Source organism: Streptomyces sp. ME19-01-6 (genome assembly GCF_033793745.1).
Lineage (GTDB): Bacteria > Actinomycetota > Actinomycetes > Streptomycetales > Streptomycetaceae > Streptomyces.
The window spans coordinates 1-15,706 of the sequence record NZ_JARAXF010000067.1 but is presented as its reverse complement, the minus strand read 5'-3'; the positions used below and the strand labels follow the sequence as shown (position 1 = coordinate 15,706).

The following is a 15,706-nucleotide window of genomic DNA, read 5'->3' as shown; positions in this document are numbered from 1 at the left end:
GGAGGACCGGCCGTTGTGGCTGGGGTCGGTGAAGTCGAACATCGGGCATACGCAGGCGGCGGCGGGGGTCGCCGGTGTGATCAAGATGGTGCTGGCGCTCCAGCACGACCTGTTGCCACCGAGCCTGTACGCGAACACCCCCACGCCTCATGTCGATTGGTCGGCAGGGCGGGTGCGGCTGCTGAGCGAGCCGGTGTCGTGGCCGGAGAACGGGCGGCCGCGTCGGGCGGGTGTGTCGTCCTTCGGGGTCAGCGGCACCAACGCGCACATCATCCTGGAGCAGGCCCCGGACGAGGCCGTGGTCGAGAGTGAGCCCACGGACGAATCTCCGGTGGTGCCATGCGTCATCTCGGCGCGTTCGGAGGGTGCGCTGCGGGGGCAGGCCCGGCGGCTGCGGGAGTTTGTCGCGGACCGCGAAGGGCTCACGGATGTCGCCCGCGCGCTGGTGACCGAGCGTGCGGTGTTCGAGCGCCGCGCCGTGATCGTGGCCGAGGACCGCGAACAGCTCGTACGCGGTCTGGACGCGCTGGCCACCGGCGCTCCGGCTGCGGGACTGGTCGAGGGGCCGCCCGGCCCGGCCGCCCAGGGCAGGATCGCGATGATGTTCGGCGGCCAGGGCACCCAATGGGAGGGCATGGCCGCCGAACTCTTGGACACCGCCCCCGTATTCGCCGAGCATATGGCGGCGTGCGCCGAAGCCCTCGCGCCCTACGTGGACTGGTCGCTCAGTGACGTGGTGCGGGGCGAGCCGGACGCCCCGCCGCTGGACCGGGTGGATGTGGTCCAGCCGGTGCTCTTCGCGGTCATGGTGTCGCTGGCGGCGCTGTGGCGGTCGTACGGTGTGCGGCCCGACGCGGTGGCCGGCCACTCCCAGGGAGAGATCGCCGCAGCGTATGTCGCCGGTGCGCTGTCGCTGGCGGACGCCGCACGGATCGCCGCACTGCGCAGCCAGGCGCTGTCCGCGCTGGCAGGGCGGGGCGCGATGCTCTCGGTCGGCATGCCGGCCCCGGAACTCGAGCCGCGCCTTGCGCCGTGGGGCGGGCGGCTGTGCGTCGCGGCCGTCAACGGCGCGGGCTCCGCCGTGGTCTCCGGGACACCCGAAGCCGTGGACGCGCTGCTGGCGGAGCTGGCCGCGGACGGCGTCCGGGCGCGTAAGCTCAAAGTCGACTGGGCCTCCCACTCCCCGCAGGTCGAGGCCATCCATGAGCGCCTGCTCACCCTGCTCGCTCCGATCCGCCCCCGCACCGGCGACATCCCCCTCTACTCCACCGTCACCGGCGAGCGCATGGACGGCAGCGGGCTCGACGCCGAGTACTGGTACCGCAATCTGCGCCAGGTGGTGCGCTTCCAGGACGCCACCCGGGCGCTCGTCGAGGACGGCCACACGGTCTTCATCGAGTCCGGCCCGCACCCGGCCGTCTCGGTCGGTGTGCAGGAGACTCTTGACACGCTGGGTGCTACGGACGCCCTGGTGCTGGGCTCGCTGCGGCGTGGCGAAGGAGGGCTGAGCCGCTTCCTGACGTCCGTGGCGCGGCTCTTCGTCTCCGGTGGCGCGGTGGACTGGTCCCCGGTCGTGGGGCCGGGCGTCGGTCGGCTGGGCGGTGTCGACCTGCCCACATATGCCTTCGAAGGGAACCGGTTCTGGCTGGAGCCCGCGCCCGGAGAGGCGGCGGGCGATGGCGCGGCGTCAGGCGCTGACGAGCCGTTGTGGGCAGCGGTGCGGCGGGGCGATGTCGCCGGCGTGGGGCGGCTGTTGGGGGTGGGCGCGGGGGCGTCGCTGGAGGTGTTGGTGGAGGCCCTGGAGGCGTGGCTGCAGGGGTGCCGCGATCGCGAGACGGTGAATGGCTTGTGCTATCGGGAGGTGTGGCGGCCGACCGGGGTCGGTGGCGCGGGGGGGCTCATGGGACGCTGGCTGGTGGTGGCGCCGGACGGAGCGCGGCGGGCCGTCGTCGAGGAGCTGGAACGGGCCGGCGCCCGCGTGGTGCGCGTCCCCCCGGAGCCGGGACCGGACGACCATGCGGCGCTGGTCGAACGGCTGCGGGCCGAATCGGGGCTCGAACCCGCGGTGAAGGGACTGGTGCTGATCGCGGATGACGAGACGTCGCAGTCACTGCTGCCGGCTCTGACACGGGCCTTGGGCGACCCGGGTGTTCTGGGCGAACGGGGCGCGGGGGCTCGGCTGTGGTGTGTGACGAGCGGCGCGGTGTCGTTCGACGGCGAGGACGAGCCGGGGTCCCGGGCGTCGGCCCGGGTGTGGGACGCGGCCCGGACGGTGGGCCTCGAGGCTCCGCAGGTGTGGGGCGGGCTGGTCGATGTGGCGGGCGCTCCGGATCGCAGGGTCGTCGAGGGGCTCATCGGGGTCCTCCACGGCGACGAGCGAGAGTGTGCGGTCCGTACATCGGGGGTGTTCGTACGCCGGTTGGTGCGGGCTCCGTTGGCCGGGACGGTGGCGGAGCGGGCGTGGCGGCCCGGAGGCACCGTACTGATCAACGGCGGTGCGGGCGGGCCGGGCGCACACACGGCCCGGTGGCTGGCCGCTCGAGGCGCTGAACACCTCCTGCTCCTCGACGGCGACGGCGACGGCGACGGCGACGGGTTCGGGTTCGGGATGGTGGACGAACTCTCCGAGACGGGGGTCCGGGTGACGACGGCGGTGTGCGACCCGGCCGATCGTCAAGCGCTGACGGAACTGCTGACCGCCATCCCGGAGGAGTATCCCCTGCGTGCCGTTGTGCATACGGCGCAGGGTGACGACGGCACCGCGGGCGCATGGAATCTGCACGAGCTGACGCGCGACGCCGGTCTTTCGGCGTTCGTGGTGTTCTCGTCGGCCGCGCCGCCCCTCGGGACCTCGGGAGACGGTGCTTGCGCCTGTGCCGAGGCGGCGGCGCTGGTGCGCCATCGTCGCCGCCTGGGACTGCCGGGGCTGTCCATGGCATGGGGCCCCTGGGCTGTCGACTGCGCCGCAGAGAACGGAACAGAGGTCGCCGAGGCGGCGCGGCGGTGGAGCGGCCGTGGCGTGACGGCCATGGACCCGCGACTCGCCCTGGAAGCGCTGGGACAGGCGCTCGACCACGACGAGACCTGCCTGACCGTCGCCGACATCGACTGGCGGCGCCTGATCGAGACCGCGACCCCGGCCGCGACTGCGCCTGAGGATCGGCTCGACCCCCTGATCAGCGAGATCCCCGAGGCACGTGAGGCCTGGCAGCTCGCCCGAGGCGACGGTGGTCGCGAGCCCGTCGGTGCGCTGCGCGCGCGGCTGGCCGGACTGGCCGTGGACGAGCAGCTGCGGGCACTCGTCGAGTTGGTCCGTACGCACGCGGCGGCCGTGCTCGGGCATGACGGGGCGGCGGCCGTGCCGCCCGAGCGCGCCTTCCGCGAGCTGGGTTTCGACTCGCTGACCGCCGTGGAGCTGCGCAACCGGCTGAACATCGCCACCGGCCTGCCGCTGCCCGCCACAGTCGTCTTCGATTACCCCAACCCGGCCGCGCTCGCCCACGGCGTGCGGGAGCTGCTGTTCGGCGGCGGGACGGCAACCGGCTGGCCCGCGCCGATGGCCCGCGAGACGGTGGGGACGGACGAGCCGATCGCCGTGGTGGGGATGGCGTGCCGTTTCCCCGGTGGTGTCCGCTCCGCGGAGGAGTTCTGGGAGCTGTTGACCTCGGGCGAGGACGCCATCGCGGAGTTTCCGGCCGACCGGGGCTGGGACGTGGAAACGCTCTACGACCCGGATCCGGAGCGCCCCGGCACCTCGTACGCGCGAGCGGGCGGTTTCCTCTACGACGCGGCGGACTTCGACGCGGGGTTCTTCGGCATCAGCCCCCGCGAGGCCCTGGCCATGGACCCGCAGCAACGCCTGTTGCTGGAGACCTCCTGGGAGGCCCTGGAACGGGCCGGGATCGACCCGAGGTCGCTGGGCGGCAGCCGAACCGGCGTGTTCGCCGGGCTCGCGCTCCAGGACTACGCCGAGGTGGTGCGGCAGGGCGGGCCGGAGCTGGAAGGGTACGCGCTGACCGGGGTCTCCGGCAGCGTGCTGTCCGGCCGGCTCGCGTACACCTTCGGCTTCGAGGGCCCCGCGGTGACGGTGGACACGGCGTGTTCCTCGTCGCTGGTGGCGCTGCACCTGGCGTGTCAGTCGCTGCGGTCGGGAGAGTGCTCGCTGGCGCTTGCGGGCGGAGCGACGGTGATGTCCACACCGGCCGCCTTCCTGGAGTTCTCCCGCCAGCGCGGTCTCGCCGCCGACGGCCGGTGCAAGGCGTACGCGGCCGCCGCCGACGGGGTCGGCTGGTCCGAGGGCGTCGGAGTGCTGCTGCTGGAGCGCCTCTCCGACGCGCGACGCCTGGGGCATCGGGTGGTGGCGGTCGTACGCGGCAGCGCGGTGAACCAGGACGGGGCGAGCAACGGGCTCACCGCGCCCAACGGCCCGGCGCAACAAAGGGTGATCCGCCAGGCCCTCGCCAACGCCGACATCCCCGCCACCGGGATCGACGCGGTGGAGGGGCACGGCACGGGGACGACGCTGGGTGATCCGATCGAGGCCCAGGCGATCCTCGCCACGTATGGCCAGGACCGGCCTGCCGACCGGCCGTTGTGGCTGGGGTCGGTGAAGTCGAACATCGGGCACACACAGGCCGCGGCGGGGGTCGCCGGGGTGATCAAAATGGTGCTGGCGCTCCACCACGAGCTGCTGCCACCGAGCCTGTACGCCAACGACCCGTCGCCCCACGTGGACTGGTCCTCAGGCCGGGTGCGGCTGCTGAGCGAGCCGGTGCCCTGGCCACGGAACGGACACCCCCGGCGCGCGGGGATCTCCTCCTTCGGGGTCAGCGGCACCAACGCCCACGTCATCCTGGAACAGGCTCCTGAGGAGCTGGCGCCGGCGCCCGTGTCGAAGGACGGGGAAGACACCCGGGCGGAAGACACCCGGAACGAGAACCAGGCGCAGGCTGTGCCCACGGTGGTGCCATGGGTGGTGTCGGCGCGCTCCGAGCGTGCGCTGCGGGGGCAGGCACAGCGGCTGCGGGAGTTCGCCGCCGAGGAGGAGAGCCTGAGGCCCGTGGAGGTCGCGCGGGCACTGGTGACCGAGCGGGCGGTGTTCGAGCGCCGCGCCGTCGTCGTGGCCGAGGACCGCGAGGGCTTCGTACGCGGGCTGGACGCGCTCGCCGCCGAGGTGTCCGCACCCGGCTTGGTGGTGGGTTCGCCACGGCCCGGATCCGACCCCGGGCTCGCGCTGCTCTTCGCGGGTCAGGGCACTCAGCGCGTCGGCATGGGCCGGGAGTTGGCCGCAGCCTTCCCCGCGTACGCGCAGGCCCTGGAGACGGTGCTCACCGAGCTGGACGGCCGGCTGGACCGGCCGCTGCGCCCGCTGCTGTTCGCCGCGCCGGGCACGGACCAGGCCGCCCTGCTGGACCGCACCCGCTACGCCCAGTCGGCGCTGTTCGCGGTCGAAGTGGCGCTGTTCCGGCTGCTGGAGTCCTTCGGCGTACGCCCCGACTTCCTGATCGGCCACTCCCTCGGCGAGCTGACCGCCGCACACGTCGCCGGGGTTCTCACCCTGCCGGACGCCGCGCTGCTGGTGGCCGCGCGCGGTCGGCTGATGCAGCAGCTGCCGCCCGGTGGGGCGATGGTGGCGCTGCGGGCCACCGAGGACGAGGTGGCGCAGGCCTTGGCGGGCCGCGAGGCGCTGGTGTCGGTGGCGGCGGTGAACGGGCCCAGGGCGGTGGTGGTCTCGGGGGAGCGGAGCGCGGTCGACGACGTGGCTGTCGCGTTCGCCGCGCAGGGTCGCAAGACCCGGCGGCTGCGTGTCGGCCACGCGTTCCACTCCCCGCTGATGGAGCCGATGCTGGACGCGTTCCGCCAGGTCGCCACCTCGCTGACGTACGCGGAACCGGCCATCGGTCTGGTGTCGAACCTGACCGGAGAACTCGCCCGTCCCGGCGAGCTGACGGACCCGGAGTACTGGGTGCGGCACGCCCGCCACGCCGTGCGGTTCAACGACGGACTGGCGTGGCTGCGGGCGCAGGGCGTCAGCACCTTCCTGGAGCTGGGCCCGGACGGCACGCTGTCCGCCCTCGCCCAGGACGACCCGGAAGGCGGCCTCGAAGGTGGCCCGGGAGGTGGCCCGGGAGGTGGCCCGGCCACAGAGCCCGCCGAAGTGCCCGCCGCAGACCCAGCCGTCGGGCCCGCGGCCGGGCGGGTCGTGTCGGCACCGGTGCTGCGCCCGGACCGGCCCGAGGCCCACACCCTCCTCACCGCCCTCGCCCGGATCCATGTCCACGGCGTGACCGTCGACTGGCCGGCGGTCATCGGCCCGGACCCGGCCGGGGCGGTCGGCCGACGCCGGGTGGAGCTGCCGACGTACGCCTTCGACCGCCGCCGCTACTGGCCCAGGCCCCATGGCCAGGCGGTGGATCTGTCGGCCGCCGGCCTGAGCGCCGCCGACCACCCGCTCCTCGGCTCCGCCGTGGAACTGGCGGGCTCCCAGGAGCTGCTGTTCACCGGGCGGCTCTCGCTGCACACCCACCCCTGGCTGGCCGATCACGCCATCTTCGACACCGTGCTGCTCCCGGGCACCGCGATCCTGGAGTTGGCCCTCCGCGCGGGCGACGAGGCCGGCTACGACAGCGTGGAGGAGCTGGCCCTGCAGGTACCCCTGGTGCTGCCGGAGCGCGGTTCGGTGGTCCTCCAACTCCTGCTCGGCGCGCCCACCCCGGAAGGCCGACGCCCCTTCACTCTCTCCTCCCGCCCCGACGACGGCCCCCGCCCGGCGGCGGATCAGACCTGGACCTGCCACGCCACCGGGGTGCTGACCCGCGGTGGCGACCCCCTCGACGGACCGGCGGGCCCGGCGGAGCACGAGACGGCCGAGGCGTGGCCGCCACCGGACGCCGCCCCCGTGGACCTGACCACCTGGTACGCCGACCTGGCGGGCGTGGGTCTCGGCTACGGGCCGGCCTTCCAGGGGCTACGGGCTGCCTGGCGGCGCGGAGACGAGTTCTTCGCCGAGGTCGCGCTGGACGAGGAACACGCGGCGGACGCCGCACGGTACGCGCTGCACCCGGCGCTGCTCGACGCGGCGCTGCACCCCGTCGCGCTCGGTCTGGACACCGGGTCCGGTCCGGGTGCCCGAGAACTCGGACGACTGCCGTTCTCGTGGGGCGGGGTGACGGTGGGCGTCGCCGGCGCCTCGGCGCTGCGGGTCCGGCTGACACCCGTGGCGCAGGACACCATCGCGTTGCGGGCCACGGATGGCGGGGGACGGCTGGTGGCCCAGGCCCGGTCCCTGGCCTTCCGGCCGGTCACCGCCGAGCGGCTGCGGGCGGCAGGCACCGTGTACCACGAAGCGCTGTTCCGCCTGGAGTGGACACCGCGGTCCGCCGCCCCCGCCGCGCCGGTGAGGCAGCGCCGATGGGCCCTCGTCGGACCCGAGGTGCCGGGCCTGGCAGGAGCGCTGGACGAGGCCGGGGCGGAGTGGCGGACGTATCCCGACCTGGCCACGCTGGGCGAGGCCGTCTCCCGGGGCGGCCTGCCCCCGGACCTGGTGGTGTTCTCCTGCCGGGCGCGGGACACCGGTCGGCAGGGCCCGTCCGGTGACCACCTCGGCCCGACCCCCTCGACCACCATCACCACCTCGACCTGGCCCACCACCTCGGCCACGACCGCCGCCGCGCTGCGCCAGGCGGCCAACGGCACGCTGGACCTGCTGCTGAGCTGGCTCGGCGACGAACGCTTCGCGGACTGTCGACTGGCCCTCGTCACGCACGGCGCCGTCGCCGCGGCACCGGCGGACGGGGTGCCCGACCTGACGTACGCCCCTGTGTGGGGGCTGGTCCGCTCGGCACAGAGCGAGCACCCCGACCGGTTGGTGCTGGCCGACACCGACGGGCGGCCCGATTCCCAGCGGGCCCTGCCCGAGGCCCTGCTGGCCGGCGAACCGCAGTTCGCGCTCCGGGACGGCACGGTTCAGCTACCCCGCATGGGCCGCGTCGCCGTCACCGCACCGCCCGCGGACCACGAAGACGCGCGGCCCCCCGCGGACGCCGCCGCCCCACGCCGCTGGGACCCCGACGGAACGGTGCTGATCACCGGCGGCACCGGTGTCCTGGGCCGACTGGTCGCCCGGCACCTCGTGACCGCTCATGGCGTACGTCACCTGTTGCTGGCCGGCCGCCGTGGGCCGGACGCGGACGGTGTCCCCGAGCTGCTGGCCGAGCTGACCCGCCTGGGCGCCGATGCCACCGCCCGCGCTTGCGACATGATTGACCGTCATGCGATCGCTGAGCTGCTGAGCGACGTTCCCGCCCGGCATCCGCTCCGTGCGGTGATCCACCTGGCGGGTGTGGTCGACGACGGCATCCTGACCTCACTGACGGCACAGCGCATGGACGCTGTACTGGGACCGAAGGCGATCGGCGCGCTGCACCTGCACGAGCTGACCCGCGACGCCGGACTCGACGCCTTCGTCGTCTTCTCCTCCGCCGCGGCCAGTTTCGGCAGCCCCGGCCAGGGCAACTACACGGCCGCCAACGCCTTCCTCGACGCGCTGATGCGCCACCGGCGCGCGCTGGGCCTGCCGGGCCAGTCCCTGGCCTGGGGGATGTGGGCCCAGGACAGCGGTATGACGGGGCGCCTCGGAGCCACCGACCGCGCGCGTATGGCCCGGGGTGGCCTGGCGCCGCTGATGGACGAACAAGGGCTCGCCCTCCTGGACGCCGCCGGCACGGTCGACGAGGCCGTGCTGCTGGCCACTCCTCTGGACTTCCGGGCCCTGCGCGCCCAGGCCGCGGCCGGCGGGCTTCCGGCTATTCTGCGCGGCCTGGTCCGGGCGCCCGCCCGCCGGGCGGTGGCCATCGCCACCACGGCCGCCGACGCCATCGTCGGCACGGCCGGCGAGACACCCGAAGCTCTGCGCGAACGGCTCACCGGCCTGCCCGGCACCACCGAGCGTACCGACGCCCTCCTGGAGCTGGTATGTACCCATACTGCCGCTGTGCTGGGCCACGACGCCGCCGCGACCATTGACGCCGGGGACGAGTTCCGTGAGCTGGGCTTCGACTCCCTCACCGCGGTGGAGCTGCGCAACCGGCTCAGCGCTGTCACCGGCCTGCGCCTCGCCACCACACTGGTCTTCGACCACCCCAGCCCCGGCGCCCTGGCGCGCCACATGGGAGAACAGCTGGACATCGAGGCCGCCGACGCCGGGGCACGGCCGGCGGCGCGGCGCGCGTACGGCCCGGCCCATCGCGATCCGGCCCATGGTGACCCGGCCCACAGCGAAGGGCCCTCGGCAGCGACCGTCGAGTCCCTCTTCTGGGTCGGACATGACACCGGACGCATCCAGGAAGCCATGCAACTGTTGTCGGCCGCCTCGGTCTTCCGGCCCTCCTTCGGCGCCGGCTCGGGCGAGGTGGCACCGAAGTTCGTCCGGCTCGCCCAAGCCGCGGCACACGACGCCACGCCGCGAGGCGAAGCCGCCGAGCCCACCCCGCCCGTGCTGATCTGCCTCCCCACCGTGGCTGCGATCTCCAGTGCGTACCAGTACTCACGCTTCGCCTCCGCGCTGCAGGGGCTGCGCGACGTCTGGTACGCGCCCGCGCCGGGCTTCCTGGTGGGCGAGCCCCTGCCGGCCGATGTGAACGCCGTGACCCACATGTTCGCCGAAGCCGTCCTGCGCTTCACCGACGGTGCGCCCTTCGCTGTCGCCGGGCATTCCGCGGGCGGCTGGCTCACCTACAGCGTGACCAGCCACCTGGAGGGCCTGGGGGTCTTCCCCGAGGCGGTCGTGGCCATGGACGCCTATCTGCCCGACGAGGGGATCGCGCCCGTCGCCTCCGCGCTGACCAGCGAGATCTTTGACCGGGTCACCGAATTCGTCGATGTGGACTACACCCGGCTCACCGCGATGGGCGGCTACTTCCGTATCTTCTCCGGCTGGACACCGCCGCGGATCGACACCCCTGCCCTCTTCCTCCGGGGCCGGGACGGGGAACAGTCGCCGCCGGTCTGGGGGGTGCCGCACACGGTCCTGGAGGTGGCCGGGGACCACTTCACCATGCTGGAGGAACACGCGGACGCGACTGCCCGACACGTCGATCAGTGGCTGCGGGAGATCGCAGGCTGGGGTGGATAGGGGCTTCTTGGGGGTGTTGGAGGCTCCTTATCCTCATTTTCGCCGGTAGCGGCCGAGTCTGATAGGAGTCCCGCGATGCCTGCCCCTCTCCCAGTTCCCGATGCGCCGGGCTCGTGGCCGGTGGCGGGCCATCTGCCACAACTCGCCCGTCGGCCGCTCGACTTCCTGACCTCCCTGGCCGACCACGGAGACCTGGTCAGAATCCGGCTCGGCCGCAAGCCCGTCTATGTGGCCACCCACCCGGACCTGGTGCGGTCGATGCTGGTGACCGACGCGCACGGATACACACGGGGCGCCGGGCACGCCAAGGCGCTGGCCTTCATCGGACCCATCCTGGTCGCGACGACCGGTGAGCCGCACCGGCGTCAGCGCCGCATGATGCAGCCCTGCTTCCACCGGGAACGGCTCGGCAGTTACGTGGCCGCCATGTGCGCCGCCGCCGCGGAGACCGCCGACTCCTGGTCCGCGGACGACGTGGTGGATGTGGTGCCCGCCATGACCGAGCTGGCCACAGCCATGATCGCCAAGTCGTTGTTCTTCTCCGGAGGTGCCGCGCACGCCGAGGCGGAGCTGCGTAAAGTCGGCAACGCCATCCTGACCGTAGCCAGGATGAGCGCGATCCTGCCCGGCATCTACCGACGGCTGCCGACCCCGGGGAACCGGCAACTGCCCCCGGCCCGAACCGTCATCGAGGAGACCATCGCCGCCTACCGCGCCGAAGGGCGGGACCACGGCGACATGCTCTCGACGCTGCTGCGGACGACGGACGCCACCGGCGCCGGCCTGACCGACGAGGAGATCCGCGACGAGATCATGGGGCTCGCCATCACCGGAATCGGCGGGCCGGCCGCCATCGCGTCGTGGGTCTTCTACGAGCTCGGCCGGAACCCCGACCTCGAACGACGGCTTCACGAGGAGCTCGACACGGTCCTCGACGGCCGGCCCCCTCGCTCCCAGGACCTCACCCGGCTGGTCTTCACCCAGCGGCTCGTCAAAGAGGCCCTGCGCAAGTACCCGGGATGGGTCGGCGCCAGGCGCACCCGAGAGCCGGTGCGCCTCGGCGGCCACGAACTCCCCGCCGAGGCGGAGGTCATGTACAGCGCCTACGCCCTCCAGAACGACGCCCGCTGGTACCCGGACCCCGAGCGGTTCGACCCCGACCGCTGGGACTTCGAGCGGAACGCCAAGCGGGTCAAGAAGGGTGCCTGGGTCCCTTTCTCGGGGGGCGTCTACAAGTGCATCGGGGACGCGTTCACCGAGACAGAGACCGCGGTGGCCGTCGCCGTCATCGCCTCCCGATGGCGGTTGCGCCCGGTGCCCGGGCGCAGTGTCCGGGCAGCCCACCAGGCCACCCATGTGGCCCCCCGGCGGCTCCGTATGATCGTGGAGCCCAGGAGCCGGACCACGGACGAGGCGGAGAGCTCGCCGCGTGTGGCGCCGCAGGTGAGCCGGTGACACATCGGGCGCGCGGGCGCCTGCGCGATCGGCTGCGCGGACGCCCGCCGGCGGTCTCAGTAGCCGGCCGTCGGGCGGAAGAACTCCGGGAGCCGGTCCGGGGGAGCACCGTCGAGCAGTGAGAACAGGATGTGTGTGCCGGTGTAGAGGGCGATGCTGATATTGGCCCCGCCCACCACCGCCAGCAGCCGGACCCATGGCCTCAGGCCCTCCGGCAGGAGGGCCGCCCCGGACTCCAGACAGGTCTCGCCCCGCCGGTTACGGAAGTGGCGCACGCCCCCCAGTGCGGCGCCGAAGAGCGCCGAGGCCACCATCTGATACAGCGGGAACTGATACCAGTGCCCACTCCAGACGGTCAGCTCGGGCACCGCCCGCGTCCACACGGAGACGCCCGCGAAGGACACCAGCGGCTCGGCGACATCGAGGAGCACGACGAGCAGGAAGCCGAGCGCGATCAGCCGGGCCCGCCCCAGCCCTGGCCACCGGGCGGCGGCCAGCCCCATGCCCTTGCCGCAGGCCACGGCGACCATCATGGCCGTCATGCAGATGCTCAGGGTCGCCAGCGGCAGCTCGGCTTCCTGGTGGGCCCCCGCCCCTTGCCAACCGGGCACGTACGGCCCCCACGAGGCGACCGCTCCGAACACGTTGACGTTCGACGCGAGCACCGGATTGATCCAGTTCATCAAGGGGCTCTGCCAACTGGCCGACAGCAGCCCGATGAAGAGCAACGCGTCGAACCTCAGCCGTCCACTGGCCCGACACCTCCGGTACAGACACACCGCGAGGGCCACCGCGCCCACCGCGGACAGCAGTGGAATCAGCACATCGGCGATCCGCTCCGGGTCCCCACCGCCCGTGGCCGGGGGCCGCTTCTCGATGCGGTAGCCGCCATCGGCGAGCCAGGAGGCGAACACGTACCCCTGAAGCCCCAGCACCAGGGTGCCGACACACGCCCACAGTGTCACGGGAAGGGTGAACACCCGCAGGCCGCGCATGGCATTGGCCTGGTCGACGGCCTCCGGCCGGTCCTCATCGACGAGATCGGTCATGTATCGCTCCTTACTACGAGTCCGAGCCGGGCTGGTCGCCATGTGCCAGGCCGATGAGACTGTCGACGTCCATCTCGTCGATCGCGCCGGGGCCGTCCGCGGAACGGGCGTCGGGGACGACAGCGGCCCCGACGCCACCAGGGACCTCGGCGAGCTCCAGCAGCGCGTGCAGCAGCCCGGCCTCCCGGAGCCTGCCGAGCGGAATGGACGCCACGGCGGCTCGCAGCTCCTCCTCGCCGGGATCCGAGGTCTGGGCCACCCCGGCGCCGTTCCCGTTCGTCGGCAGCAACAGGGCACGCACATGCTCCGCGAGCGCCGTCGGGGTCGGAAAGTCGAACGCGAGCGTCGCGGGCAACCGCAGGCCAGTGGCGGCGGTGAGCCGGTTGCGCAGCTCGACGGCGGTCAGCGAGTCGAAGCCCAGCTCCCGGAAGGCACGCCGCTCCGCCACCGCCTCGATCCCCGCGTGGCCGATCACCGCGGCGGCGTGGGACCGCACGAGACGAGTGAGGATGCCCTGCTGCTCCTTGCCACCGCACCGGGCGAGGCGCTCGCGGAGCGACACGCCCGCGTCCGGCGCTTCGCCCCGGTCGGCCGCGCCGGGGCGGGCGGAGGCCGGGACGAGCCCCCGCAGCAGCGCCGGCACCCCGGCAGTGGTCGCCCGCGAGCGCAGCGCGCCGAACTCGAACCGGGCCGGAACGAGGAACGGCTCCCCGGCCGCCGGCGAAGCGTCAAAGAGGGCAAAGGCCTCCTCGGTGGCCAGCGGCGCCATCCCGCCCCGGCTGATCCGGGCGTGGTCGGTGCCGTCCAGATGGCGTGTCATCCCGCTGCCCTGCGCCCACAGCCCCCAGGCCAGGGACGTCGCGGGCCACCCGTGGGCCCGGCGGTGCCGGGCCAGCGCGTCCAGTACGGCGTTGGCCGCCGCGTAGTTGCCCTGGCCCGGCGAACCGAGCACGGATGCCGCGGAGGAGAACATCACAAAGGCGGCCAGGTCCGCGTCGCGCGTGAGCTCGTGCAGGAGCAGCGCCGGGGTGACCTTGGCGCGGAAGACGGTGTCGATCCGCTCGGGGGTCAGTGAGGGGATCGTGCCGTCGTCGAGCACCCCGGCGGCATGGACCACGGCGGTCAGCGGATGCTGTTCGGGGACGCGGCCCAGCAAGGTGGCCAGCGCCTCGCGGTCGGCGGCATCGCAGGCGGCGACGGTCACCGTCGCGCCGAGCGCCTCGAGCTCGGCCGCCAGGGCCTGTACGCCCTCGGCCCGTACGCCGCGACGGCCGACCAGCAGCAGCTGCCGCACACCGTGCGCCATAACGAGGTGGCGGGCGATCAGCCCACCCAGCACTCCGGTGCCGCCCGTGATCAGCACGGTCCCTGCCCGATCGAGTGCCCATGGCGAGCCGTCAGCTGACCCGCCAGCCGATCCGTCGGCTGACCGGTGCCGCTCCTGCCGTGGCACCCGCACCAACCGCGGTGCGCACACCTTTCCTTCGCGTACGGCCAGCTGGGGCTCACCGCAGGCCAGCGCCGTGGGCAGCACCTGGGCCAAGGAGCCGTGTCCATCCCAGTCCACCAGGGTGATCCGGCCCGGGTTCTCGGACTGCGCCGAGCGGACCAGGCCCCACACCGCCGCGCCGGGCAGATCTGTGACGTCGTCCTCCCGGCGGGGGGCGACCGCCCCACGCGTCAGTACGACCAGCCGACTGTCCGCGAACCGGTCGTCGCCGAGCCAGGACCGCAGCAGGTGCAGCGCGTGACACACGGCCGTGTGCACGGCCGCGCCGCCCGCACTGTCACCCTCCTCGTCCCCGCCGCAGGGAACGACGATCACCTCCGGGGCGCCATCGGCCTCCATGGCGCTGAGCAGCGCTGCCCAGTCGTCATGGCGCCGGTATGCGAGCCCGCACGGATCGGTGCCGACGACGGCGGAGGACAAGGGATCGGAAGGAGAGTGACCCGAGGGGGAGGGGCCTGGGGCGGGCAATGCCACGGTGGGCCATTCCAAGCCGAACAGCGACTCGTGATGCTCCGAGTGGGCGGCCCGTACCTCGCCCGCTGACACCGGCCGCAGCACGAGCGCGTCGACGGAGGCCACCGGCCGCCCCGACTCGTCAGCCACCTCGATGGCCACCACTCCACGGCCGGGCCCCGGCGAGATCCGCACCCGCAGCACCTCACCGCCCCCGCGGTGCAGCGTCACCCCGCGCCAGACGAACGGCAGCCGAGCCGGCTGCTGCCCGTCCGGTGCATCCGCGCTCCCCTCGTCCTCGCCGTTGTCCTCGGTCCCGCCGAGAGCCTGATCGAGGCCGAGGGTGTGCAGCGCCGCGTCCAGGAGGGCGGGATGGATGCCGAACCGGCCGGCGTCACGAGCCTGCGGTTCGGGCAGCCGCACCTCGGCGAAGATGTCCGAGCCCTGGAGCCAGGCGGCGCGCAGCCCTTGGAACGCGGGCCCGTAGACCAATTCCGCCCCCGCCAGCCGCTCGTACAGCCCGTCGAGGTCCAGCGCACCGGCGCCGTCCGGAGGCCACACATCAGCAATGGATCCGGCTGCCGCCGCGGAGGGGGTGGTGGGGGAGGAGGGACCGCTGCTCAGCGTGCCTGTGGCATGCCGTGTCCATCGATGGCCCGCGCCCTCCGCGCCTTCCGAATCTCCCGAGCCCTGTGCGTTCTCCGAACCTGAGACGTCGTCGTGGCTCCGCGCGTAGGCGGCGAACTCCCGCCGCCCCTCGCCTTCCGGCGCCCCGACACCGATCTGCAGAGCGACCCCGCCACGCTGCGGGAGGAGAAGGGGCTCATGCAGTGTGAGTTCCTCGACATGTCGACACCCGACGCGCTCCCCCGCCTGTAGGGCGATGTCCAGAAGCGCCGTGCCGGGCAGAAGCGCGACGCCGGCGACGGCGTGGTCTGCCAGCCAGGGGTGCGTACGCAAGGAGAGTCGGCCGGTGAAGAGGTGTCCGTCGCTGTCCGCGAGCGGAATCGCCGCGCCCAGCAGTGGGTGATGCGCGGGGTCCAGGCCGATGGCTGCCGCGTCCCCTGTCTGGGTGGGGGTGTTGAGCCAGTAGCGTTGGTGTTGGAA

The 15,706-nt window shown here is 73.4% G+C and carries 4 protein-coding genes; 2 read left to right on the top strand and 2 right to left on the bottom strand.

Going from position 1 to position 15,706, the window contains the following annotated elements:
- Nucleotides 1–10,132: SDR family NAD(P)-dependent oxidoreductase (locus PV419_RS52265; protein ID WP_415925574.1), on the top strand; the 10,132-nt coding region annotated here is incomplete at its 5' end.
- A gap of 75 nt (nucleotides 10,133–10,207) precedes the next feature.
- Nucleotides 10,208–11,587 (top strand): cytochrome P450, encoded by a 1,380-nt coding sequence (locus PV419_RS52260; RefSeq protein ID WP_319701143.1) that lies wholly within the window; start codon nucleotides 10,208–10,210, stop codon nucleotides 11,585–11,587.
- A gap of 56 nt (nucleotides 11,588–11,643) precedes the next feature.
- On the opposite strand, the gene PV419_RS52255 is transcribed toward PV419_RS52260, so the two are convergent.
- Nucleotides 11,644–12,636 (bottom strand): spirocyclase AveC family protein, encoded by a 993-nt coding sequence (locus tag PV419_RS52255; protein WP_319701142.1) that lies wholly within the window; start codon nucleotides 12,634–12,636, stop codon nucleotides 11,644–11,646.
- A gap of 13 nt (nucleotides 12,637–12,649) precedes the next feature.
- On the bottom strand, nucleotides 12,650–15,706 hold a 3,057-nt coding region (locus PV419_RS52250), incomplete at its 5' end, for a type I polyketide synthase (protein ID WP_319701141.1).